Source organism: Streptomyces griseiscabiei (assembly GCF_020010925.1).
GTDB lineage: Bacteria > Actinomycetota > Actinomycetes > Streptomycetales > Streptomycetaceae > Streptomyces > Streptomyces griseiscabiei.
Map to the genome: position 1 here is coordinate 250822 of NZ_JAGJBZ010000003.1, position 24223 is coordinate 275044.

Here is a 24223-nt window from a genome sequence, read left to right on the forward strand (position 1 = left end):
CCCGGGACGGTCCCCACGAAGAGAAGGCGTGATCGCGGGGACCGTCGGTCCCCGATCCTCGGTCCCTGATTTCCAGCACCCCGGTCCCCGGGACCGGGCGGTGGCAGGACCGTGCAGCCGTGATGGGGAGCCGGACCAGGCTCCGTCACGCGACCCGCCGGCGATCGAGTCGGGCAGTGGCGAGATCAATGCGCGACGGATGCGGAGTCGCACGTACGGCATTTCCTCTCGCAGCGCCTTCGGGACTCGCCCGTCGTTGACGGCATGGTGCGCCCACAGGCGCGTAGCACCACTCGCACCGGACGCTCAGTGTGTCGGGGACACCCTCGGCGACGGCGGCCTCGCGCGCGGCGCGGGTCGGCCGGTAGCGGGCCAACTCAGCGCGCACTGTCGGCGGGATACACGACCCGATCTCACGCAGACGTCCCTCGATGTCGCGGCGAGAGCCACTGCTGGTGATCTGCCGGTGCGTCGAAGGGGCGGCGGCCCCGACGGCGACCGCGCGCCGCGCGTGGAGCAACTCGGCTCGCCAGGCGACCGGATCGTCCGGGTCGGCAGCCGGCGTGGGGTCGGTGTGCCGGTCGAGGCGGGCACGTCGGTGGGCCCGCCATGTGCGGGCGACGTCCACGGGGAGGATCGGGTACGGCGAGTCCAGGACGTGATTCCGTACCGCCTCGCGGACGTCCCAGCCGTGGTCGGTGGCGAACGGCACGTCGCCGAGCAGTTCCTGCCACTGGGCGATCTGGTCACGGGCTTCGTCCGTGCCGCTGCGGATGGTGCGGGGGTCGAGGCGGCCGATGTAGGCCAGGACGGCGGCTACTTCGCGTCGGTCCAAGGGCGGGTTACTCCGATCCGGTCGGTTCGTCGAGGGCGGCGAGGAGGGCGGCCATGTGCGCCTCGGAGCGCGTCATGCCGGCGGTGGGGGCGGCATCGGATGTGCCGCCGGGCACCGCGTAGAGGTTCGGGCGGCCTGGAGCGGGGGCGCGCTCGCGGGTGATCCAGGCGCGCCAGTCGGCGGCCCAGGCGGCTGCGGTACGGGGCGGGTAGGTCGCCCGGTAGGTTCTCCACTTCTCGTGGGCGGTCTGCAGGGCCGGCTCGCCGAGGCGGTCGAGGTGGCCGTGCTGCTGGAGCCAGGCCCGAGCGCTGTCGTCGATCTGCCACTGGTCGGCGGTGACGTGCTGAGCAGAGCTGCTGCTCTTACCGTTCACCTTCGGTTCTCTACCGTTCTGGGGGTCGGATTCCGTGCCCCCGCCGGGTCGGATTCCGTACCCTCCCGGGGTCGGATTCCGCTCCCCGGGGTCGGGTTCCGGCCCCCGCGTGGCGGGGCCGACAGGGTCGGATTCCGACCCCTCGCGGGCCGGATTCCGGTCCCCCTCGACGCTCTGTTCGGCGAGGAACCGAGCGGCGCGCGGGAGGTGGTAGTACGTCTCTCCGCGTGGCCCTTTCCGATCGGCGAGCTGGACCAGCTCGCCGTCGGCGACCAACTTGGCCAGGGCGTCACGTACGGCGGTACGGGAGGCGTTCGCCCGCTTCATGAGGGTGGGCACGGATGCGTACGCGATGCAGCGTCCGTCGAGGCAGCGGTCGGCGATCAACGCGAGCACCATGCGGGCGGTGCCCTTGCTTCGGCTGTGGTCCCACACCCACTCGCGGGCGTCGTAGCTCATGGGGCGGCGGCTCCTAGGTCGGGGCGGGCAGGGGGCGCGGGCCCGTGTCAGGCCGTGCGCGGTGGGGAGGGGGCGACGCGGCCTCGCCCCGGAGGGCCGAGGGACTGCCGGGAGGAAGGCTGGTGGCTTCGCCTGGCCAAGACAGCCACATCGACGCCGCAGAAGTCCAGCATTCCGCCGAGAAATCAGACAGCTGACGGCGAACGCTCACTCCGAGGCATTCCGAAAATGGTAATCCCAGAATGGCCGTTGCCGAAATCGGTTGCCCATGAGGGCGAGCCAGAAGGATCACATCGGGAAGCCGTTGACCTCCGTCGGGGCGCAAGCTACAACACAACACCCCACGTCAAAGCACCTGTCCGGCGACCCCAGTCGCCCCTCGCCCGATGCCCCGGATCTACGTGCGACGGCCCCTCCCGTCGTGCGGCCGGGCGAAACATAGCCGACGATCGCCGGTTAACCAAACCGGCGAATGCGAGTTACCAATGGAGCCATGGCAGCACGATCCCTGGAAATCGGTCCGGCCGGAATAAGGACCGCCCGCACCATCGAAATCCTCCGCACCGAACGCGGTCTCGCCCAACGTGAGCTGGCCGCTCGCGTCACCGCCCTCGGCCGCCCGATGTCCAACACGATGCTGTCCCGCATCGAACGCGCCCAACGCCGATGCGACATCGACGACCTCGTCGCCCTGGCCCAGGCCCTCCGCGTCTCGCCGCTGGCTCTCCTCACAGGGAGCCGGTCCTACTAGGCCGCCCACCTCGGACCGAACCGGATCGTTGCTGCCCCGACGCCCCGACGCCCCGACGCCCCGACGCCCCGACGCCCCGACGCCCCGACGCCCCGACGCCCCGACGCCCCGACGCCCGGACGCCCGGACGCCCGGACGCCGCAGAGCAAAGGACCCACCGCCCTTGCACCACCTCGCAATACCCCCTGGCCTCGACCACTCCCAGCGCACCGAGCCGGAGGTGAACGCCGATGCCTGACCGCCTCCTGACCGTCGCCGAGGCCGGCGAACTGCTCGGCACGGGCGAGCGCTTCGTCCGCCGCCTCATCGCCGAACGCCGCATCCGCTATGTCAAACTCGGCCGCCCGGTCCGCATCCCCGAGAGCGCGATCACCGAGTACGTCGAGGCGCGCACCGTCGAGCCGGTCCGCCGCGTCCGCGTCCGCTACGGGAAGGCGGCTTGATGGCAGGGCGCAAGCCACAGCGGCGGCGCGAGTTCGGAACGACGCGGAAGCTGTCGTCCGGCCGCTGGCAGGCCCGCTACGTCGGCCCCGACAGCCGGCGATACACCGCGCCGGAGACGTTCGACACCAAGACCGACGCGCAGGAGTGGCTCAACCTCACCCGCGCCGACATCGAGCGCGACCACTGGCGCGACCCCGACGCCGGAGCCGTGAACTTCGAGAAGTACGCAGTCCGTTGGATGGAGGAACGGGGCCTGGCTCCTACCACCCTCGACCGCTATGACGGCCTCCTCCGCCTCCACATCCTGCCGGCCTTCGGGGGCAGGAACCTGGACGAGGTCACCTCGCCCTCGGTCCGCACGTGGCGCGCCGAACGCCTCAAGGCGACCGGCGCCACCACCGTCGCCAAGTCGTACCGCCTCCTGAAGGCGATCCTGCAGACGGCGGTCGACGACGAACTCCTGCGCACCAACCCGTGCCGGATCAAGGGGGCAGGCAAGGAGGAGGCGGACGAGCGTCCCACCGCGACCATCGAGCAGGTCTTCGACCTCGCCGACGCCATGGGTCCGCGCTGGCGCCTCATGGTCCTGCTCGGCGCCTTCGCCTCCCTCCGCCCGGAGGAACTGGCCGAACTGCGCCGTCGCAGTGTCGATCTCGACGAATGCTCCCTGCGGATCACGCTCGCCTCCCCCGAGCTGACCAACGGCAGGCGTGTCACCGGCGACCCCAAGACCCGGGCGGGCAAACGCACCGTGTACCTGCCCGACTTCATGCTCCCGGAGTTGCGTCGCCACCTTCAGTGGTTCGCCGAGAAGGAGCGCGACGGCCTCCTCTTCGTCGGCGAGAAGGGCGCTCCCTTCCGCCGCTCGACCTTCGGTCGCAAGTGGCGCAAGGCGAGGACCAAGGTCGGCATGCCGGAGAACTTCCGCTTCTACGACCTCCGCCACACCGGCAACACGTTGGCCGCCGACACTGGTGCCAAGCTGAAGGACCTCATGGTCCGCGCCGGCCAGTCGTCGGAGCGTGCCCAGCTGATCTATCAGCACTCGACGGCGAAGCACCAGCGAAAGTTGGCCCACGGTATCGACGTGGAGGTGCGCCAGCAGTTGCGCGAGTCGAGTGCGGCGCGGCAGCAAGCACGCGAGGCGTAGACCGTCGGCATCCTGCAGGCGATCCGTGAGTGGGTCGGCAAGCGCGGCGTCCCGGTCCGCCATCGTGCCGTCGCTGTCGGCTGCTACGTCACCGCCGCGGTTTCGAGGCGCTGCGACCGCCGGGGCCACCGTAGCCGAGCTGTTCACTCGGTGAGCCTTTTCAGCGTTGCCTCTCCAGGGTGAGGACGGCCTTGGTGATGACGGTCATGCGGTTGGGGCTGATGCGGGCCCTGCGGTAGATCTGCCAGGACTTCAGCCGTGCCATGCCGCGTTCGACGGGACCTCGGCGCCGGCGAGGGCGCGGTTGACGGTGTGCTGTGTGGGGGTGAGTTCGCCTCCGGGTGGTCGTTTGAGGCCGGTCGTGACCCAGGGGCCAGCGCCCTGGTAGGAACGGTCGGCCAGGATGGGGACTCCCTGTGGCTCGCAGATCTGGCTGATCCGGTGGCCGCGGGCCGCGGTCAGGTCATGGGTGCGGCCCGACAGCGCGGGCGAGATCCACAGCAGCACCGTCGGCGAGCATCCGCATGGCGGCGGGCGGTGATGTGGTTTCGGTGGCGGCGGGGGCTGCGTTGCGAGGGCCGTTGCCCAGGCCCGGTGGGGTCGGTGGCCAGATCGTCCGCCTTCCGGTGTCGACATGCGGAGAGGCCGTGAGAAAAGGGTGAGGCCCGACGTGTGAGCGCAGGCCTGGCCTACCCACGTCGGTGCTGATGCGTCCCGTGGGGCGGCACCAGCACACCTCAGGGCAGTTTCCGCAGCTCGAAGGGGTTGGGTGGCAGGCGATCAGGCCGCAACTTCCACTTTGACTCACAGGCGACCTGTTCGAATGCCGGCTGACCCGCACGCTGACCCCGGGCGCCCGCGGTCAGCGCCGCCCGCCCAGGATGATCTTCCAGACGCGCGTGGCCACCTGCAGATTGAGCCGGGTGTCCACATCCGCCAGGTCGCGGTCGCTGATCTCACGGATGCGCTGCAGGCGGTAGCGCAAGGTGCTGCGGTGGACGGTCAGCGCGGCGGCCGTATCGTCGTAGTTGCCTCCGCAGTCGAAGTAGCGCGAGAGCGTCTCCACCAATTCCGTGTCGTGCCCCGCGTCGTAGTCGATCAGCCGGCCGAGCCACTCTCGCACGAAGCCGTTGAGCTCCCGGAGATCGTTTCCGGGCCCCAGGATCCGGTACAGCCCGAGGTCGTCGAAGAACGTCGTCCCGCTGCGCTGGCGGGAGTTCTGCCGCACGTCCAGGGCCCGCAGTGCCTCCTGATAACAGCGGGGAATGCCGTCCGGGGAGTCACAGCGGGTGCTCACCCCGATCGCTCCGTCGGGCGTCCCCAGCTCATGGGCCAGCGCCGCGTGGACGGCATCGTCGTCGGGCCTCGCTTCGGTCAGCAGGACCATCCGGTCGCCGCGACGGGTGATCAGCGGACGGGTCGCCATGGTGGCCGTCGCCTGCTCGACGGCACGGGTGAAGGAGCTGTTCGTGGGGTTGCCCGGCCAGCGCACCACGACCACGTAGTGAGTGCGTTGCAGGTCGTGGCCGACGGCTTCGGCCCGGGCGTAGGCACTCGTCTCGTCAGTGCCCTCCAACAGGTCGTCGATCAGCCGGCGGCGCAGCCGCAGTTCGACCTCGGTGAGTTCGCGCATATGCACGAGCTCCTGGGCAAGCGACTGCTGGGCGTGATCCAGGGCGATCATGGTCTGCTCGTCGGCCGTCGCCTCGGGGTCCTCGATGGCGAGTACGCCGAGGACGTCGCCGCGTGGCCGGGCCAGGGCGATCAGCCGGTCCTTGACTCTGACCGGTCCCGCCTCCCGCGCGACCTGGCTCAGCATCTCTTCCTGGGAGGTCGAGGACCGCACCGGATAGGGGTCGGGCCGGTCGGGACCGGCCCAGGACCTCAGGTTGCCGAACCGGTCCTCGATGAGCGCCGACAGCCCGGTGAGCTCGTACAGCGCTTGGGTGATGGCGTCCTCGCCGCCGCCGCGGGCAGCGACGCGGGCGAGGGTCTCGTGCACGGTCTTCTGCAGGTGCAGCTCGGAGCGCACTGTGTCCAACTGCCGCAGTGCGGCGTCCCGTTCGGTGCGGAGGCGGCTCATGACTGTCAGTGACAGGGCCGCCGATGTGAGCCTCACGAGGGTCGCGAGGAGGAAGTCCCCATGCTCATCGGGCTCGGACCGGGAGGAGACCACGATGTAGCCGAGCAGAACGCCGGACTCGCGCAGGCCGAACGCCCAGTTCCAGGACCGCTCCGGAAGGGATACGGAGCCGTCGGCGTCGCCCAGCTCCCTCATCCCCGTGTCGTCAACCGTGGGTGCTCCCGCGTCGTGGCCGGGGACACGGGACAAACCGTCGTTCGTCGCGAGGTAGCCGGCCTCGGCGTGGTAGGGACCGAGGGCACTGACGTGCCGCATGGCCAACCGCACGATCTCACTCTGCTCCGCGCAGGTGAACAGGGTGTGGGAGAGCATCAGCAGCCCGTGCGGGTCCAGCGCCGCGAGCGGACGGGGGTCGTGCCGTCCGGTGCCGGTGGTTTCGCCCGGGTGGCGGGTCACCTTCTGGCCGGAGACGTGCGGGAAGAGCCTCCGTGATGGATGGGAGGCCATGGTCACTCCGTTCTCCTCTGATCACCGGAGGCGATCGAGCGAGTCGTGGGAGCCACGCCTGGGCGTGTCCTGAGCACCCAGCCTAGGCAAGGAAAACCGACTTGTGCGAATTTGAGCCTCGTTCTCGTGGACCGACCGGGCGCGGCGATTTCTGACCTGTCGGGTGCAGGCGGAGCGCGCTGCTCTCCTGCAACTCTGGGCTTGTCAGGGATCGCCCGGCGCGCTTGGCCGTGGCGGGAAGGAGTGGCTGATGAATGAGCGTGCCCGCAGGACCATCGCCTCGTACACGACCTACCAGGAGGCGGAACGCGCCGTCGATCACCTGTCCGATCGGGGTTTTCCCGTCGAGACGGTGGCCATCGTCGGACAGGATGTGCGCCTGGTCGAGCAGGTGACCGGCCGCATGGGGCTCAGCGGGGCCGCCCTCCAGGGTGCGGCGAGCGGTGCCCTGCCCGGCGCACTGATCGGGTGGATCTTCGGGCTGCTGAACTGGCTGGACCCGGTCGTGTCGGGACTGCTCCTCGCCTTGTACGGGCTGATCTTCGGAGCACTCGTCGGCGCTCTGCTCGGCCTGCTGGTGCACGCGGCCCAGCGTGGCCGCCGGGACTTCGCCTCGGTGAGCTTCATGCAGCCCAGCCGATACGACGTCGTCGCCGACGACGCGGTCGCGGAGGAGGCGGTGCGGCTGCTTGCCGAGCTGCCCAGCGGGACCGGCACCGGCACAAGCAGCGGGGCCGGGAAGAGCAGGCGCCCGCGGAGCGGTCCCGCCGTCACCTGAGCGAGTGCGGAAGACCGGGCGCGACTCCGAGGCCAACGGGGCCGCCTGTCGCGAAAGGAGTTCCTCATGGCCAAGGCAGTAGGCATCGACCTGGGCACCACGAACTCGGTGATCGCCGTCTGGGAGGGCGGCGAGCCGGCGGTCGTTCCCAACAGCGAGGGCAACCGCACTACACCGTCCGTGGTGGCCTTCACCGACACCGGCGAGCGCCTGGTGGGCCAGTTGGCCCGCCGCCAGGCGATCCTCAACCCCAAGGGCACCATCTACTCGGCCAAGCGGTTCATCGGCCGGCACTTCGACGAGATCTCCGAAGAGGCCAAGGCCGTCGCGTACGACGTGGTCGAGGGAGACGGCGGCGCCGCCCGCTTCAAGGTGCGCGACAAGCTCTACGCTCCCGAGGAGATCAGCGCGCAGGTGCTGCGCAAGCTCGCCGACGACGCCTCCAAGCAGCTGGGCGAGAAGGTCACGGAGGCGGTCATCACGGTGCCCGCCTACTTCAACGACGCCCAGCGCACCGCCACCAAGGACGCCGGACGGATCGCCGGCCTGGAAGTGCTGCGGATCATCAACGAACCGACCGCGGCCGCCCTCGCCTACGGCATGGACAAGAAGCAGCACGAGACGGTGCTCGTCTTCGACCTGGGCGGCGGCACCTTCGACGTCAGCATCCTCGACGTAGGCGACGGCGTGGTGGAGGTACGGTCCACGGCCGGCGACAGCCATCTGGGCGGCGACGACTTCGACCGCCGGCTGGTCGACCAGCTCGCCGACGGCTTCCAGAAGGAGAACGGCATCGACCTGCGCCAGGACCCCCAGGCCCTGCAACGCCTGTTCGAGGCCGCCGAGAAGGCGAAGACCGAGCTCAGCTCGGTGACCCAGACGCAGGTCAGCCTGCCGTTCATCACGGCCGACGCCTCCGGGCCCAAACATCTGACCACGACGATCATGCGATCCACGTTCGAACAGATCACCGGCGACCTGGTGGAGCGCTGCCTCGGCCCGGTGCGGCAGGCCATGGACGACGCCAAGGTCAGTGACAACGACATCGACGAGGTCATCCTCGTCGGCGGCTCCACCCGCATCCCCGCCGTCCAGAGCCTGGTGCGCAGGCTGACCGGGGGCAAGGACCCCAACATGAGCGTCAACCCCGACGAGGTCGTGGCGAAGGGCGCCGCGATCCAGGCCGGGGTCCTCAAGGGCGAGGTCAAGGATGTCCTGCTGCTCGACGTCACCCCCCTGTCGCTGGGCGTGGAGACACGCGGCGGCGTGATGACGAAGATCATCGAGCGGAACACCACCATCCCGGTGCGCCGCACCGAGACCTTCTCCACCGCCGAGGACAACCAGCCCGCCGTCGACGTCGTCGTCCTGCAGGGCGAGCGTGAGCTGGCTGCCGACAACCGGGTCCTGGGCCGCTTCCAGCTCACCGACATCCGCCCCGCGCCGCGCGGCGAGCCGCAGATCGAGGTCATCTTCGACGTCGACGCCAACGGCATCCTCAACGTCACCGCGCGGGACAAGGACACCGGAAAGGAACAGAGCATCACCATCAGCGAGAGCTCCAACCTCGACAGCAGTGAAGTCGAGCGGATGGTCCAGGAGGCCGAGAGCAATCGCGGACAGGACCAGGCCCTGCGCGAGGCGGTCGACGCCCGCAACGAACTGGACGCCATCGCCTACCAGGTCGAAAAGCGCCTCGGCGAGCTGGGCGACGCCGCGCCCGCGCACGAGAAGGCCCGCGCCGAGATGCTGGTGGCGGAGGCCCGCGATGCGGTCAAGAACGAGGCCGGCGTGGACAAGGTCCGACCGTTGGCATCCGAGCTCCAGCAGGTCTTCGCGGGCCTCTCGGCCCACCAGGCGGGAGCCGCCGCGGCCAGTTCCGCGGACACCGGCTCACCGGACGGATCCGGCCCCGGAGGGGCCACGCCGGACGGCGCCGGGGGCGACGACGATGTGATCGACGCCGAGTTCGACAAGGGCTGAGGTGCCCGCCATGCCCATCCCACCCCGGGACCGAGAGCCCGACCCGCCGCCGCAAGGCGCCGTACAGCCGCCGCGCGGAGACCTGACGCAGCCTGGACCGCGGACCGGAGAGGCCGAGCCCGAACCCGACGCCGCCACCGGAACCGCCGCACCTGACGACGCACACGCGGCCACGCTGCGAGAGGCCGAGGACCGCTGGCGACGCGCCCTGGCTGACCTCGACAACCAGCGCAAACGCCATGCCAGGGAGCTGGAGCGGGTGGCCGCGTCCGAACGCGCCCGTACGGCAGCGGCCTTCCTGCCCGTCATCGACAACCTGGAACTCGCCCTGAGCCACGCGACCGCCGACCCCGACGCGATTGTCGAAGGTGTCCGGGCCGTGCGTGACCAGGCCGTGAACGTCCTGGAGCGGCTGGGCTACCCGCGCCACGCGGAGAGCGGCGTGCCGTTCGACCCGGCCCGGCACGAGGTGGTCGGCGTGGTCCAGGATCCCGACGCCGATCCGAACACCGTGGTCCAGGTGCTGCGACCCGGTTACGGAGAGGCCGAGCGGCAGCTGCGACCTGCCGCCGTGACCGTCGCCAAGCGGGAGTGACCGTCCATGGCACGCGACTTCTACGAGGTGCTCGGCGTTCCGCGCACCGCCGACCGGGACGAGATCCAGCGGGCCTACCGCACCCTTGCCCGCACATACCACCCCGACGTCAACAAGGACCCCCAGGCGGAGGAACGGTTCAAGGAGGTCAATGAGGCCTTCAGTGTCCTGTCCGATCCGGAGCAGCGAGCCCGGTACGACCGCTTCGGCGGGGACTTCCGGAAGATCCCGGAGGACTGGGAGGAGCGGGTCGCCGCCGGCGCCGGCAGCGGCTTCCGGGGGACCACCGGCGGCGGTCCAAGGGTGCGGTACTCCACGGCGGGCTTCGGCGGCGAGGGGGTCGATGTCGAGGATCTGTTCGGCTCGCTGTTCGGCGGCGCCGGCCGGATGCGCGTGCCCGGCGCCGACCAGGAGGCCGAACTGCCGCTCACCGTCGAGGAGGCCTATCGGGGCGGCCGCCGTACGGTCACCCTCGCCGGCCCGGCCGGGCAGCGGCGCTACCAGGTCGACGTGCCTCCCGGCGCCACCGACGGGCAGCGCATCAGGCTGGCCGGGGAAGGCGGGCGCGGCAGCGGCGACGACGCTCCCGCCGGGGACCTGTACCTGAGGGTGCGGATCCAGCCGCACCCCGAGTTCCGCCTCGACGGCCGGGACGTCCACGTGAAGCTTCCCGTCGCCCCGTGGGAGGCCGCGCTGGGCGCGACCGTGCCGGTGCGCACCCCGAGCGGTGCCACGGCGAAGGTGACCGTGCCCGCCGGGTCCTCCAGCGGACGGCGCCTGCGGCTGCGCGGCGAGGGCATGCCGAGCCCTCGCGGCGAGAACGGAGACCTGTACGCGGAGCTTCGGATCATGGTGCCGCCCCGGCTGGGCGACCGGGAGCGCGAGCTGATGGAGGAACTTGCCGCCGTCTCCTCGTTCGACCCCAGGAGGACGTGATGACCGACCGACCGCCCGAGGCCCGCCCGTCCCAGGCACACACGCACGAGGCGGGCGTGCACTACTACGCGATCGTGCCCGTGCCCAGGCTCTCCCTGGAGACCGTGGCCCGCCGCTCAGGCCTCCATCCCGACCTGATCCGTCGGTTCGTCGCCCTCGGACTGGTGGACGCCGGTCCTGACGCCTCCGGACGGCTGGTGTTCGCCCCCACGGCCCCGGCCGCCCTGGCCCGCGTTCAGCGGTTGCGCACCGGGCTGTGCCTGAACTACGCGTCCCTCGGTCTGGTGCTCGACCTGCTCGACCGCATCAGTTTGCTCGAAGCCGCGCTGCGGCGTGCAGGCATGAGGAGTGATCTACCACCATGGACATGAACCGCCTGACCCAGAAGTCACAGGAAGCCCTCCAGGAGGCCCAGAGCGCCGCCGGCCGCCTGGGCCACACCGAGGTCGACGGCGAACATCTGCTGCTCGCCCTCCTCGACCAGGAGGAGGGACTGATCCCGCGGCTGCTGCAGCAGTCGGGCACCGACCCGGAGGAGTTGCGCGCGGCCGTACGCGAGGAGCTCTCCCGTCGGCCCAAGGTGACCGGCCCGGGCGCGGCGCCGGGTCAGGTCTTCGTCACCCAGCGCCTGGCCCGGCTGCTGGACGCGGCGGAGCGGGAGGCCAAACGCCTCAAGGACGAGTACGTGTCCGTGGAACACCTGCTGCTGGCGCTGGCCGAGGAGGGCTCGGCGACCGCCGTCGGACGCCTGCTGAAGGAGCGGGGCGTGACCCGGGACTCCTTCCTCGGCGCGCTCACCCAGGTCCGCGGCAATCAGCGCGTGACCTCCGCCAACCCCGAGGTGGCCTACGAGGCTCTGGAGAAGTACGGCCGTGACCTGGTCGCCGAGGCCAGGGCCGGGCGGCTCGACCCCGTCATCGGACGGGACGCCGAGATCCGCCGCGTCACCCAGATCCTCAGCCGCAAGAGCAAGAACAACCCCGTCCTGATCGGCGACCCCGGCGTCGGCAAGACCGCCATCGTGGAGGGTCTGGCCCAGCGCGTCGTGCGCGGTGACGTGCCCGAAGGACTGCGCGACCGGACGGTGTTCGCCCTCGACATGGGCTCGCTCGTGGCGGGCGCCAAGTACCGCGGCGAGTTCGAGGAGCGCCTCAAGGCCGTGCTGAGCGAGGTCAAGGCCGCCGAGGGGCGGATCCTGCTCTTCGTCGACGAGTTGCACACGGTCGTCGGCGCGGGCGCCGCCGAAGGGGCCATGGACGCGGGCAACATGCTCAAGCCCATGCTGGCCCGCGGCGAGTTGCACATGATCGGCGCGACCACCCTGGACGAGTACCGCAAGCACATCGAGAAGGACGCCGCCCTCGAACGCCGCTTCCAGCAGGTCCTGGTCGAGGAGCCGAGCGTGGAGGACACCATCTCCATCCTGCGCGGGCTGCGCGAGCGCCTGGAAATCTTCCACGGCGTGAAGATCCAGGACACCTCACTGGTCGCCGCGGCCACCCTCAGCCACCGCTACATCACCGACCGTTTCCTGCCCGACAAGGCCATCGACCTTGTCGACGAGGCATGCGCCCGGCTGCGTACCGAGATCGACTCGATGCCCGCCGAACTCGACGAGCTCACCCGCCGGGTGACCCGCCTGGAGATCGAGGAGGCGGCCCTGTCCAAGGAGACCGACCCCGCCAGCAAAGCCCGCCTGGAGGAACTGCGCAGGGAACTGGCAGACCTGCGCGGCGAGGCCGACGCCAAACGCGCCCAGTGGGAGGCCGAACGGCAGGCGATCCGCCGCGTGCAGGAACTGCGCCAGGAACTGGAGCAGGTCCGTCACGAGGCGGAGGAGGCCGAACGCGCCTACGACCTCAACCGCGCCGCCGAACTCCGCTACGGCCGCCTCCAGGACCTTGAGCACCGACTCACCGCGGAGGAGGAACAACTGGCCTCCAAACAAGGGCAGAACCGGCTGCTGCGCGAGGTCGTCACCGAGGAGGAGATCGCCGAGATCGTCGCCGCCTGGACCGGCGTCCCCGTCTCCCGCCTCCAGGAGGGCGAACGCGAGAAGCTGCTGCGCCTGGACGACATCCTGCGCGAGCGGGTCATCGGCCAGGACGAGGCCGTCAAGCTGGTGGCCGACGCCATCATCCGCGCCCGCTCCGGCATCCGCGACCCCCGCCGCCCCATCGGCTCGTTCATCTTCCTCGGCCCCACCGGCGTCGGGAAGACCGAGCTGGCCAAGACCCTCGCCCGGGCCCTGTTCGACTCCGAGGAGAACATGGTCCGCCTCGACATGAGCGAGTACCAGGAGCGGCACACCGTCAGCCGGCTCGTGGGCGCGCCGCCCGGATACGTCGGCTACGAGGAAGGCGGCCAGCTCACGGAGGCGGTACGCCGCAAGCCGTACTCGGTCGTGCTGTTCGACGAGGTCGAGAAGGCGCACACCGATGTCTTCAACACCCTGCTGCAGGTCCTCGACGACGGACGCATCACCGATGCTCAGGGCCGTACGGTCGACTTCCGCAACACCGTGATCATCATGACGTCCAACATCGGCTCCGAGCACCTTCTCGACGGCGCCACCGCCGAGGGTGAGATCAAGCCGGACGCACGCGCCCTGGTGATGGGCGAACTGCGCGGGCACTTCCGCCCGGAGTTCCTCAACCGCGTCGACGACATCGTGCTGTTCAAGCCCCTCGGCGAGCGCCAGATCGAGCGGATCGTGGAGCTGCAGTTCGACGAACTGCGCCGCCGCCTCGCCGAACGCCGCATCGCCGTCGAACTCACCGACGCCGCACGGGAGTTGATCGCCCACCAGGGCTACGACCCGGTGTACGGGGCCCGGCCGCTGCGGCGCTACATCTCGCACGAGGTCGAGACGCTGGTCGGGCGCGCCCTGCTGCGCGGCGACGTCCAGGACGGCGCGACGGTGCGCGTCGACGCCCAGCACGGAGAGCTGGCGGTCACCTACGACCAGCCCGAGGACGTGAAGGGGGCGAGGGCGGCATGAGTACCGTGCAGGCCACCAACGTCACCTGCCCGCACTGCGGGCGCACCAACCGGGTACCCGTGGCCGCAGAGGGCCACCCCAGGTGCGGCAACTGCAAGCAGCCTCTGCCGTGGACGGCCGACGCGGGCGACGACGACTTCGCCAAGGTGGTCGAGCAGGCCACCGTGCCCGTCGTCGTGGACCTGTGGGCCACCTGGTGCGGCCCCTGCCGCATGGTGAGCCCCGCGCTGGAGAAGGTCGCCGCCGATCTCGCGGGGAAGATCAAGCTGGTCAAGGTCGACATCGACAAGAACCCTCGCCTGGCGCAGCGGTTCGAGGTCCAGGCGGTACCGACGCTGCTGGTCCTCGACAAGGGCCGGACCATCGCCCGACAGGCGGGTGCCGCACCTGCCCCTGCCCTGCGGCAGTGGGTGGAGCAGTCGATCGCGGGCCACGAACCGGCCGGGAAAGGTTGATCAGCCATGACCGTACGAACCGATCCCCACCTCGCGCTCGTCCGGCCGGTCCAGCCACTGACCCCCGAAGGGTGTCAGGAGTGTCTGCTGCTCGGCTCCCCGTGGGTCCACCTCAGGCTCTGCCTGACCTGCGGCCACGTCGGCTGCTGCGATTCCTCGCCGAACCGGCACGCCCGCCTTCACGCCGCCGCCGACGGCCATCCGATCGTGCGGTCGTTCCAGCCCGGCGAGGACTGGCGGTGGTGTTTCGTCCACGAGGCGTTCGTGTGATGCCCCGCGACGAGACGCGGCCGAGCCCGGCGCCCGTGCCGGACGAGACGGAGGGGAGCGTTCCCTTCGAGACCGCCGACATCTACGGCGCCTATCCCCGCCTGCCGGACGACCAGATGGCCCGCCTGGCGCGGCATGGCCGGCGGCGCGCGGTCGACGCCGGTGACGTGCTGATCCGGGAGGGGGAGCGGTGCGAGACGTTCTACATCGTCCTCAGCGGCTCGGTCGCCATCGTCGAGGGCTACGGCACGGCCGACGAACGTCTGCTGCGTGTGCACGGCCCCGGCCGCTTCATCGGTGAACTCGGCCTCCTGAACGGGCAGGTGGCCTTCTACACCGCCCTGGTCAGGGCCCCCGGCGAGGTCCTCGCCCTGTCCATGGACCAGCTGCGTGACCTGGTGACCCGCGACTCCGTCCTCGGTGATGTGGTGCTGCGCGCCTGCCTGGGCCGCCGTGCCCTGCTCGTCGGGCAGGGCGCCGGTTTCCGCATCATCGGCTCGCGCTATTCGCCCGACACCCGGCGGCTGCGCGAGTTCGCCGCCCGCAACCGGCTGCCGCACCGCTGGATCGACCTGGAGACCGACGAGGAGGCCGAGGAGCTGCTGCGCCGCTTCGGCGTCGGCCCCGAGGAGACACCGCTCGTCATCTGGCGGAACACCACGCTGTTGCGCAACCCCAGCAACGCGGAACTGGCCCGGCTCATGGGCCTGCCCTCGCTGCCTGCCGGAAACCATCACGGCGATCTCCTGATCGTCGGCTCCGGACCCGCCGGCCTCGCCGCCGCGGTGAACGCCGCCTCGGAGGGCCTCGACACGACCGTGGTCGAGGCCATGGCCAGCGGCGGCCAGGCCGCCACGTCGTCCCGCATCGAGAATCTGCTCGGTTTCCCCTCCGGGATCTCCGGCGCCGAACTCACCGAACGCGCCGTGCTCCAGGCCGACAAGTTCGGCGCCAGGATCAGCGTCCCGGCGGAGGCGGCTCGGCTCGAACAGCGCGACGGGCACTACGCCGTCGGGTTCGCCGACGGCAGCGAAATCACCGCCCGTACCGTCGTCCTGGCCACCGGCGCCCACTACCGCCGGCTCCAGGTGCCCGGCATCGAGGCGTTGGAGGGCACGAGCGTCCACTACTCGGCGACCGTCTACGAGGCTCAGCAGTGCCGTACCGACCCGGTGGGGGTGGTCGGCGGCGGCAACTCCGCGGGTCAGGCCGTGCTCTTCCTGGCCGGGTACGCCCCGCAGGTGTATCTGCTCGTCCGTGGGCCGAGCCTCACGGCGCACATGTCCCGCTACCTGATCGATCAGATCGAGCGCCACCCGCGGGTCCGCGTGCTGCTGCACACCGAGATGACCGAGGCACTCGGCGACAAGGCGCTGGAGGCGGTCACCGTGGTCGACCACCGTACGGGCGAGCACCGCCGGCTCGCGCTGCGGGCCCTGTTCGTCTTCACCGGCGCCGAACCCCACACCCAGTGGCTGTCCGGCGCGCTCGCCCTCGACGCGCGCGGCTTCGTGCTCACCGGCGCGGAGGCGCAGGCCTGCTCCGTCCCCGGGCTGTGGCAGAGCCAGGGCCGCGACTGCCTGACCTTGGAAACGAGCCTGCCCGGCGTCTTCGCCGCCGGCGACGTCCGCAGCGGCTCGGTGAAACGCGTGGCCTCCGCGGTCGGCGAAGGCTCGATGTGCATCCACTTCGTGCACCGCTACCTGAACCACACGGCCGCGCCCGGCGGCACCGACAGCTCACCGCACACCCGTCCGAAGGAGTCCGCTTGGCTCGCATGACACCCAGCGGGCGACGAGATCACGAGAAGGAGAAGGAGGCGATGGAGATGGCCACGCCCGTCCGGCGCCACCGCGGTGGCGCGATGCAGGACAGGCCCCTTGGCTGGGCACGCAATCCGCTGACGGAGTTCGACCAGCTGCTCGGCGAGATGAGCGGACTGATCGAATCCACGGTGGGAGGCACGGCGCCCGCAGTCGCGTGGACACCCCTGGCGGATGTCACGGAGTCCGACGACGCCTTCCACATCGAGATCGAACTCCCCGGCGTCAAGAGCAAGGACATCAACGTCGACGCGAACGGCCAGGAGCTGGTGGTCACCGGAGAGATCAAGGAGAAGGAAAGCAAAGGCGTCCTGCGCCGGAGCACCCGCCGTATCGGATCCTTCGAGTACCGGCTGCGGCTGCCCGGAGAGGTCGACACCGAAAGGATCAATGCGCGGATGTCGGACGGGGTGCTCAACATCACCGTCCCCAAGGCCGAGGTCGCGAAGCCCCGGCGCATCGAGATCAGCGAGACGAGTGAAGGCACCGAGAACAAGGCCTGAGACGCGAACGCCGCGGTTCCGGGCACCCATCCGGCACCGCGGCCGGGCCGGCGAGGCTTCGACCCCCGAGGTGACTCATGAACGACATCTCGTATGACAACCCCTCACGGCGGCGGCGACCCGGCGCGCGGCTCCCCACCGGCTTCCTTTCGGCGCCGCAGACGCCAGGCACGCAGCAGCCGAAGGGGGAGCAGACCCAGCGGTGCTCGCCGGCCCATGTCCGCTTGGTCCTCGCGGTCGAATGCCCGTGCGTAACGCGCGGCGTCCTGTGCGGTCGGGTATCGCTTGCTTCCCTCCGCTCCGCACCCACGCGCGCAGCGCCAGAGCATCGTGTCGCCCTCATGGAGAAAGCGAAAACGGTGTCCCAGAAGGTGGCAGCGCAGCACAGAAGACCACCCTATGCGGACCGGTCCGTACCGGCCTGTTCTGTCCCTCCAAAGGCAACAGCCCGTGGCCCTGAACGAGGAGGCATGGGATGACCAGCACCGCCGAACTCGGTGTCGTCACGACCAAGGTCCCCGCCCGGCTCGACCGGCTGCCGTGGTCCCGATTCCACTGGCGGATCGTCATCGGTCTGGGAACCGTCTGGATTCTGGACGGACTCGAAGTGACGATCGTCGGGGCGGTTGCCGCCCGTATGACCGAGCCGGGCAGCGGCATCAACCTGACCAGCGCCGACATAGGCACTGCCGCCGCCATCTACGTGGCAGGCGCATGTGCGGGCGCTCTCCTGTTCGGGAGGCTGACCGACCGGTACGGGCGCAAGAAGCTGTTCATGCTCACGCTCGGCATCTACATCCTCGCCACCGTCGCGACCGCGTTCGCCCACGACGCCTGGTACCTCTACCTCGCCCGCTTCATCACCGGTATGGGCATCGGCGGAGAGTATGCCGCGATCAACTCGGCCATCGACGAGCTGATTCCGGCCCGCAACCGCGGGCAGGTGGATCTGGCCATCAACGGCAGCTACTGGATCGGTGCGGCGCTCGGCAGCCTGGTCGCCGTGCTGCTTCTCAACGAGAGTCTGCTGGCGGCCGACCTCGGCTGGCGGCTGGCCTTCGGCCTGGGCGGCATTCTGGGCCTGGGCATCATGCTGGTACGCCGCCATGTGCCGGAGAGTCCGCGCTGGCTGTTCATCCACGGGCATGAGGACGAGGCTGAACGCATCGTCGACCGGATCGAGGCCGAGGTGCGCCAAGAGACCGGCCGCGAGCTGCCGGAACCGGGCGAGGCGGTCACCGTACGACAGCGCGACGTCATCCCGTTCAGGGAGATCGCCGGCGTGGCTCTGCGGCGGTACCGGCGTCGCGCCATTCTCGGTCTGGCGCTCTTCGTCGGACAGGCGTTCCTGTACAACGCGATCGTCTTCGACCTGGGCACGATCCTGAACGGCTTCTTCGACATCGGCTCCGGCTCGATCCCCTACTTCCTTGCCATCTTCGCGTTCGCCAACTTCCTCGGACCACTCCTTCTCGGCCGACTGTTCGACACCGTCGGCAGAAAACCGATGATCGCGGGCACCTACTTCGGCTCGGCGGTCGTGGCAGCCGTCCTCGCCGTCCTGCTGATCAACGGCTCCCTCACCGCATGGTGGTTCTTCCTACTGGTCTCGCTGACCTTCTTCGTGGCGTCCGCGGGAGCGAGCTCGGCCTACCTGACGGTGAGCGAGGTCTTCCCCATGGAGACCCGAGCCCTGTCCATCTCGCTGTTCTTCGCGATCGGTACGGCCGTGGGCGGAATCACCGGCCCCCTGCTGTTCGGCCACTTGATTCACACGGGCGATGCCGACCTGGTGGCCATCGGCTTCCTCGTCGGAGCGGCAGCCATGGCGCTGGGCGGGCTGGCCGAGGTCTTCTTCGGTGTCCGGGCCGAACAACAGTCCCTGGAGAACATCGCCCGCCCGCTCACCGCTGAGGAAGCCGAGGCGGACTGGCGCAACGAGCCCGCCCCACAGGACGCACGAGACCGCCTCCGGCCCGCGCACGTCCGACAGGCCGAGCACGAGCGGGAGCTGCGGATGGCCGACCGCACCGCCCGCCGCCGGGAGCGGGAGCGCGCCGGAGCCCGCCGTTACCGCCCGGGAACCGGACCGGGCAGCACCCTGTACTCGCCGGGGATGGTCGGTACCGCGGGCACGGCAAGCCGTACGTCCGCCATGGCTGAACAACGCCTCGACGACGAGATCGAACAGATCACCCACGCGCTCCAAGAAGCCGGCCCGACGAGCCGCGACCGACTCGAACAGGCCGTGGGCGGCCGTACCTGGGGCCCCGGACGCTTCCACCGTGCCCTGCGTGAATCCGAGCGGGAGTCCCGGGCCAAGGGCCTCGCGGACGGCGGCTACGCGCCGACGGACGGACCCGCACGGCCCGACAGCCCACCGCGCGACCGCCACGACCAGCGGTGACCGGGACAGAAGGAGGCAGCGATGAAGTACGACGGATTCCTCGCCCGCGTACGCGAGCGAGGCGAATACAACGACCAGGACGAAGCCGCGGACGTCACCAACGCCGTGCTGGAAGTACTGGCCCAACGGATCAGCCCGGGAGAGGTCAAGGACCTCGCATCCCAGCTGCCCGGCCCGCTGCGACAAGTTCTGGACCGTGCCACGCCGCAGCAGGCCCAGAGCTTTGGGATCGAAGAGTTCTACCGCCGGGTCGCCGAGCGCACCAATGCCCGGCCGCGGACGGCGCAGTGGGACGCCAGCGCGGTCCTGACCACCGTCGCCGACGCCGTCACCGGCGGTGAACTGAACCAGATCATCAGCCAACTCCCCTCCAGTTACGCGGTCCTGTTCGGCAAGGCCGACCTCGCGGACTGACTGGTCCCAGATGTATTAACCATGAGCGTTGTCAACGCTGGGCGGGCTTGACCATGGCGAAGGCCTCCGTGTGAGGTGGAGGTGTCCAGGCCGGAGCCGTGCGGCACTTGTCGTGGTCGTAGCCGCGGTCCGCACGATGCGTCGGTGTCAGTTCTTGGTCTGCGCGGCCGGATACGACGTGTTGCGGCCGCGGTCAGTGCCGTGGTCGGGCGTCCGTCGGGTGGCCCTCGGCCAGCTCCTTCGCCGGCGACGAGGAAGAACGCGGCGAACAGCAGCACGGCCGTGCCGGTGAGAACAACGGCCGCTGGGCCGGCCCGCGACGGAACTCGGCGGCGGTGAGGCGCGACGCATCACCTTGGCCACCGATCGGCCACCGAACTGCAGCGAGTCCGCCGCGGGCGCACGCTCTGCCTGCTCCACGAGCCGGCGGCGGCGCTGCCCCTCCCCGCGGGCGCGACCTGGTGGCCGGGTGGTCGCGCGCACCAGCGCCGTGCGCGCGTACGCCGACTGACGGCAACCGCGGGACCGGACCTGCCGCGGCAGCCCCGCTTGACCGGTGTGAGCGGTCGCGTGTGGCAAGAATGGCCCCATGCACATGGTGATCGCGGGTGGCCACGGAAAGATCGCGCGCCGGCTGACCCGGCTGCTCTCGGCGCGCGGCGACAACGTCACAGGGCTGATCCGCAATCCGGACCACGCCGACGACCTGCGCGCGGACGGCGCGGAACCGGTGGTGTGCGATCTGGAGCACGCCTCGGTGGACGAGGTGGCCGGCCACCTCGGCGGCGCCGACGCGGCACTGTTCGCCGCGGGCGCCGGACCGGGCAGCGGCGCGGCCCGCAAGCGGACGGTGGACCGGAACGCGGCCGTCCTCCTCGCCGACGCGGCCGAGCGCGCCGGGACGCGCCGCTTCCTGGTGATCTCCTCGATGGGTGTGGACAGCCCGCCGCCGCCCGGCACCGACCCGGTGTTCGCCGCCTACCTGAAGGCCAAGGGCGAGGCGGACGCCGACATCGCCTCCCGTCCGGGACTGGACTGGACGATTCTGCGCCCGGGGATGCTGACGGACGACCCCGGTAGCGGACGCGTCACGCTCGCTGAGCACACCGACCGCGGCCAAGTGCCGCGCGATGACGTGGCCGCGGTGCTCGCGGCCCTGTTCCACGAGCCCAGGACCGCCGGGCACATCCTTGAGCTGATCAGCGGGTCCACCCCGGTCGAGGAGGCGGTGCGCGCCGTGGCCGGCGGCTGACGCCGCACTCCGCCCTCGCCCGGGTGCGGGTCGTGACTCACACCCGGGCGCTTCGAAAGGCGCTGCGCAGCGAGGCCGACTCGGTGGTCCGCAGGCTGAGGGACAGCTTGCCGCTTGCCGCCTCTGGGTCTCTGGGCGCGTGTTCGCCATGGATGGATGTGCCCGACTGCCGGTCGTCGGGGCAAGGCCGGCGTAGGGGGCGAGGTGGGCGGCGGTGGGGAAGCCGGTGCCGGTGCCCCGATGGACGGCGGTCCGTTCGTCGAGCGCGTCGAAGACGTCGTCGATCAGCCGGGTGGCCATGCGCGGGGGCCTTGGGGCGGATCAGTGCGACGAGTCCGCGACGGGAGCGCAGCGTGTGCGGCATGGCGCGGGCGGCGTCCGGGATCACCGCGGCGTCCCTGGCGTCGGTCTTCGCCTCGCCCGGGTGGAGGTCGGCGATCCGGCGCGTCGCGGGTCCGGGCAGGCGGGCGACCAGGCAGCCCGCTTCGCGGGCAACGGTCGGCGGCACCGCTCGCAGCTTCGGCGGGGCAGTCGTCCCGTGTCCGGTGAGCCGCTGCTGAAGCCGCTCAAGCGCCGACCAGTCCGGTTCCCGCACCACCAGCTCGCCATGGAGAGCGCGGTCGACCGACTCGTAGATCAGCCCAGCACTTCTTCGATCGGGGCGTCGGCATCCACGTAGCGCACGAGCTTGCGGTTCGCGAATTCCACGATGCCCACGTCACCGAGTTCGCGCCCGTATCCGGAGCGCTTGATGCCGCCGAAGGGCAGCTCCGGTCGGGACGCCGTCGGGTGGTTGATCCACACCATGCCCGTCTCCAGCCGGTCCGCGACCCCGCGAGCACGTTCCGGGTCGGCGGCGAAGACGGCGCCTCCCAGGCCGTAGGGGGAGGTGTTGGCCAGTGCCACGGCCTCGTCCTCGTCCGCCACCCGGTAGACCGCGGCGACGGGGCCGAAGAGCTCTTCCTGGTAGGCCCGCATGTCCGGTGTGACGTCGGTGAGAAGGGTCGGCTCGACGAAGGCGCCCGGCAGGGCGGGCCGCCCGCCGCCCAGCACTACCGTGGCTCCCTTGTCCACCGCGTCACGAACCTGCTCCATCAGGAGTTCGGCAGCGGCCTCCGAGGACAGCGGGCCGAGCGTGGTGGCGGGGTCGAAAGGATCTCCCGGTTTCACCTCGCTCATCCGGTCGCGCAGCCCGCCGAGGAAGGCGTCGTAGACGTCGGCAAGGACGATGAATCGCTTGGCCGCCACGCAGCACTGCCCGGTGTTGCCCATCCGGCCGAGGAACGCGGCGTACACGGTGCGTTCGAGGTGGTGACCGTCCAGTACGACGAAGGGATCGCTGCCACCCAGTTCGAGGACGGACTTGGTGATGTTGCGGCCGGCGATCTCGCCCACGCTCACGCCCGCCCGCTCGCTTCCGGTCAGTGACGCTCCCTGCACACGAGGGTCATCGATGATCTTCCCGACGTCTCTGCCCCGCACGAAAAGATTGGTGTAGACCCCGGTCGGGACACCCGCATCCATGAACAGTTGCTCGAGTGCCAGTGCGGACTGGGGGCAGTTACTCGCGTGCTTGAGCAGGATCGTGTTGCCGAGGACGAGGTTCGGCCCCGCGAATCGGACCACCTGATACAGGGGGAAGTTCCACGGCATCACACCGAGAAGGACACCGAGCGGCTCGTTCACCAGCACGGCCGTGCCCTTGGCCACCGGCAGGGGGCGCTCTTCCAGCAGGTCGGGGCCGTGGTCGCCGTAGTAGGTGAGGATGTCGGCCGCGAGGTCGACCTCCGCACGGCTGGAGTCGATCAGCTTGCCGACCTCAAGGGTCAGGAGGTGAGCCAGTTCCTCCTTGCGCTCCCTCATGAGCCGGCCGGCGCGTTGTACGAGGGCCCCCCGGTCGGCCGTAGACCGGGCACGCCAGTGGGGAAAGCCACGGTGCGCCGCGTCGATCGCGCGACCTACGTCCTCCGCGCTCAGGGCCGGGAACTCCCGAACTCGCTCGCCGTTGTACGGGTTGACCGTGGCGATGGGGCTTCCCTGGCTGGTGACATGGGCGTCCATGACGCCTCCCTGGAGTTGTGACACCTCGGGTGTGCGGACCGTAACGGCCGTGCTCGGGAGGTGATCAGCCAGGGGGTCCAGCGGACGTGACCCACCATCCGAGTCCGGGACAGCCGAGATGCGGGCCGATCAGCCTGGGGTGCCGGTGTTTGGACTCGGACGTGGACGATGCCCTGCGACGGGCCGGCGGGATCGTTGCGGCAGTCGAGGAGGCAGAGCACTCTGATGCCGTTGGGCCCTGGCCTGCACCGTCTGGCCCGGTTGCCGCTCACAGCAGGAGGTCGAAGACGGCTCGGGCCTCGTCCCAGTGCTGGGTTCGAGGGTTCTTCAGGTCGGGGTGGAGGATCTTGAAGCTCTGGGCAAGGGCCAGGCTGAGGCCGCCGATGATGTCCGGGTAGGCCGCCTCGGTCTCCTCGTCGGGCGTGCGGTCCAGAGCGGGATGGGCGGCGAGCTGTTCCAGGATTGGCTTGAGGTCCACCTCCTGGTCGATCTTCCGGAAGTGGTGAATGCTCTCCTGCAGGCCTTTCGTGATCGGCAGGTCACTGGTCCGGATGATGTCGCGCCCGTTGGCCTTGGCAGTGGCCTGGGCGACGGTCAGCAGATCGTAGAGCTTGGCGTCGACGAAGTCGCTGTAGCGCTTGAGATCGTTCTTGTCGACGTCCAGCCCCGCGGCGGCCCGGAAGAACCTTTCGAACCTGGCGATGGACATCACGGTCATGACGGCAACCTCCGGCTGCGGGGGTCGGGGTGGGTTCCGGCCCCTGGGCTTTCCAGCCAGCCTGGCCTGCGGAGGCGCGCGAACGCATGCGCATGCCGGGCTCAATCGGCCTCCCCGTATTGCCCTGCCAGGCCCAGGCGTCCGACTGCCCGGGTCGTCGGACGGGCGTGCGGACCGACGGCAGGGCCGGAGAGCGCTCGGGAGAGGCCGGTGCGCAGGAGCCCGATCCGGATGACGCGGCCCATACCGTCCGCCAGCCGTTTCCCGACGCCGGGGAGGACATGGCGCGCCGTGCCTCGCAGGCGTTGTGGATTTCCCGTATAGCTGGGCTTTGCGGACTCTGGCTGAAGGCGGGGGACAGCGTGTCACGCGGCGTCGACGTTACCTCGGCGGCGTCTGTGGGCACTTAGGAGCGGCAGAGGCGG

21 protein-coding genes and 2 pseudogenes are annotated in these 24223 nt (G+C 70.3%); 16 read left to right on the forward strand and 7 right to left on the reverse strand.

Annotation, left to right across the window (positions count from 1 at the left end; all coding sequences use genetic code 11):
- Nucleotides 1–145 precede the first annotated feature (145 nt).
- Both J8M51_RS35035 and J8M51_RS35040 read right to left on the reverse strand, forming a co-directional pair.
- Nucleotides 146–835: a zinc finger domain-containing protein gene (locus J8M51_RS35035; protein WP_086754680.1), complete on the reverse strand. Its 690-nt coding sequence runs from the start codon at nucleotides 833–835 to the stop codon at nucleotides 146–148.
- A 7-nt stretch (nucleotides 836–842) separates the two neighbouring features.
- A complete protein-coding gene (locus J8M51_RS35040; RefSeq protein WP_086754679.1) occupies nucleotides 843–1667 on the reverse strand; it encodes a helix-turn-helix domain-containing protein in 825 nt (274 codons plus the stop codon).
- A gap of 493 nt (nucleotides 1668–2160) precedes the next feature.
- Here J8M51_RS35040 and J8M51_RS35045 point away from each other — a divergent pair, with 493 nt between their 5' ends.
- From J8M51_RS35045 to J8M51_RS35055, 3 genes are all read left to right on the forward strand, one after another.
- Complete coding sequence (locus tag J8M51_RS35045; RefSeq protein WP_267299758.1) at nucleotides 2161–2418, forward strand: helix-turn-helix domain-containing protein; 258 nt, start codon at nucleotides 2161–2163, stop codon at nucleotides 2416–2418.
- A gap of 230 nt (nucleotides 2419–2648) precedes the next feature.
- A complete protein-coding gene (locus tag J8M51_RS35050) occupies nucleotides 2649–2861 on the forward strand; it encodes a helix-turn-helix domain-containing protein (protein ID WP_086751187.1) in 213 nt (70 codons plus the stop codon).
- A complete protein-coding gene (locus J8M51_RS35055) occupies nucleotides 2861–4012 on the forward strand; it encodes a tyrosine-type recombinase/integrase (protein WP_086751189.1) in 1152 nt (383 codons plus the stop codon). Before J8M51_RS35050 ends, J8M51_RS35055 begins: the two co-directional genes overlap by 1 nt.
- A gap of 160 nt (nucleotides 4013–4172) precedes the next feature.
- Here J8M51_RS35055 and J8M51_RS35060 read toward each other — a convergent pair.
- Together J8M51_RS35060 and J8M51_RS35065 are read right to left on the reverse strand one after the other, a co-directional pair.
- Nucleotides 4173–4516, reverse strand: a pseudogene (locus tag J8M51_RS35060) (transposase family protein); the annotation flags it as partial.
- Between the two features lie 358 nt (nucleotides 4517–4874).
- The gene (locus J8M51_RS35065; RefSeq protein WP_256963985.1) at nucleotides 4875–6602 is read right to left on the reverse strand and encodes a PucR family transcriptional regulator; all 1728 of its coding nucleotides are present in this window, start codon (nucleotides 6600–6602) and stop codon (nucleotides 4875–4877) included.
- A 250-nt stretch (nucleotides 6603–6852) separates the two neighbouring features.
- On the opposite strand from J8M51_RS35065, the gene J8M51_RS35070 reads away from it, so the two are divergent.
- From J8M51_RS35070 to J8M51_RS35130, 13 genes are all read left to right on the forward strand, one after another.
- On the forward strand, nucleotides 6853–7380 hold the full coding sequence (locus J8M51_RS35070; RefSeq protein WP_179202828.1) for a general stress protein: 528 nt from the start codon (nucleotides 6853–6855) through the stop codon (nucleotides 7378–7380).
- A 66-nt stretch (nucleotides 7381–7446) separates the two neighbouring features.
- The gene (dnaK, locus tag J8M51_RS35075; RefSeq protein ID WP_086751191.1) at nucleotides 7447–9363 is read left to right on the forward strand and encodes a molecular chaperone DnaK; all 1917 of its coding nucleotides are present in this window, start codon (nucleotides 7447–7449) and stop codon (nucleotides 9361–9363) included.
- 10 nt (nucleotides 9364–9373) lie between these two features.
- Nucleotides 9374–9958: a nucleotide exchange factor GrpE gene (locus tag J8M51_RS35080; RefSeq protein WP_086751194.1), complete on the forward strand. Its 585-nt coding sequence runs from the start codon at nucleotides 9374–9376 to the stop codon at nucleotides 9956–9958.
- Between the two features lie 6 nt (nucleotides 9959–9964).
- A complete protein-coding gene (locus J8M51_RS35085) occupies nucleotides 9965–10894 on the forward strand; it encodes a DnaJ C-terminal domain-containing protein (protein WP_086751196.1) in 930 nt (309 codons plus the stop codon).
- Nucleotides 10894–11265 (forward strand): chaperone modulator CbpM, encoded by a 372-nt coding sequence (locus tag J8M51_RS35090; protein WP_179202829.1) that lies wholly within the window; start codon nucleotides 10894–10896, stop codon nucleotides 11263–11265. The genes J8M51_RS35085 and J8M51_RS35090 overlap by 1 nt, the downstream gene beginning before the upstream one ends.
- Nucleotides 11256–13895, forward strand: coding sequence for an ATP-dependent chaperone ClpB (gene clpB / locus J8M51_RS35095; RefSeq protein ID WP_086751199.1), 2640 nt, complete (start codon nucleotides 11256–11258; stop codon nucleotides 13893–13895). Before J8M51_RS35090 ends, clpB begins: the two co-directional genes overlap by 10 nt.
- The gene (gene trxA, locus J8M51_RS35100; protein WP_086751201.1) at nucleotides 13892–14350 is read left to right on the forward strand and encodes a thioredoxin; all 459 of its coding nucleotides are present in this window, start codon (nucleotides 13892–13894) and stop codon (nucleotides 14348–14350) included. Before clpB ends, trxA begins: the two co-directional genes overlap by 4 nt.
- Before the next feature lie 6 nt (nucleotides 14351–14356).
- Nucleotides 14357–14620 carry a UBP-type zinc finger domain-containing protein gene (locus J8M51_RS35105; protein WP_086751203.1) on the forward strand — a complete coding sequence of 88 codons (264 nt, stop codon included), beginning with the start codon at nucleotides 14357–14359 and terminating at the stop codon, nucleotides 14618–14620.
- Nucleotides 14620–16401: an FAD-dependent oxidoreductase gene (locus J8M51_RS35110; protein ID WP_086751205.1), complete on the forward strand. Its 1782-nt coding sequence runs from the start codon at nucleotides 14620–14622 to the stop codon at nucleotides 16399–16401. The genes J8M51_RS35105 and J8M51_RS35110 overlap by 1 nt, the downstream gene beginning before the upstream one ends.
- A 47-nt stretch (nucleotides 16402–16448) precedes the next feature.
- Entirely contained in the window at nucleotides 16449–16946 is a 498-nt protein-coding gene (locus J8M51_RS35115) for an Hsp20/alpha crystallin family protein (protein WP_179202830.1), read from the forward strand.
- A 475-nt stretch (nucleotides 16947–17421) separates the two neighbouring features.
- On the forward strand, nucleotides 17422–19353 hold the full coding sequence (locus tag J8M51_RS35120; protein ID WP_086751211.1) for an MFS transporter: 1932 nt from the start codon (nucleotides 17422–17424) through the stop codon (nucleotides 19351–19353).
- A gap of 21 nt (nucleotides 19354–19374) precedes the next feature.
- Complete coding sequence (locus J8M51_RS35125) at nucleotides 19375–19767, forward strand: DUF2267 domain-containing protein (protein ID WP_086751213.1); 393 nt, start codon at nucleotides 19375–19377, stop codon at nucleotides 19765–19767.
- Nucleotides 19768–20356: 589 nt separating this feature from the next.
- Nucleotides 20357–21019, forward strand: a complete 663-nt coding sequence (locus tag J8M51_RS35130; RefSeq protein ID WP_086751215.1) for an SDR family oxidoreductase — start codon at nucleotides 20357–20359, stop codon at nucleotides 21017–21019.
- A gap of 130 nt (nucleotides 21020–21149) precedes the next feature.
- On the opposite strand, the pseudogene J8M51_RS46360 reads toward J8M51_RS35130, so the two are convergent.
- From J8M51_RS46360 to J8M51_RS35145, 3 genes and pseudogenes are all read right to left on the reverse strand, one after another.
- A pseudogene (locus J8M51_RS46360) lies at nucleotides 21150–21545 on the reverse strand (IS110 family transposase); the annotation flags it as partial.
- A 110-nt stretch (nucleotides 21546–21655) separates the two neighbouring features.
- On the reverse strand, nucleotides 21656–23080 hold the full coding sequence (locus J8M51_RS35140; RefSeq protein WP_086751217.1) for an NAD-dependent succinate-semialdehyde dehydrogenase: 1425 nt from the start codon (nucleotides 23078–23080) through the stop codon (nucleotides 21656–21658).
- A 268-nt stretch (nucleotides 23081–23348) separates the two neighbouring features.
- Complete coding sequence (locus tag J8M51_RS35145) at nucleotides 23349–23798, reverse strand: DUF1931 family protein (RefSeq protein WP_086751219.1); 450 nt, start codon at nucleotides 23796–23798, stop codon at nucleotides 23349–23351.
- Between the last annotated feature and the right edge of the window lie 425 nt (nucleotides 23799–24223).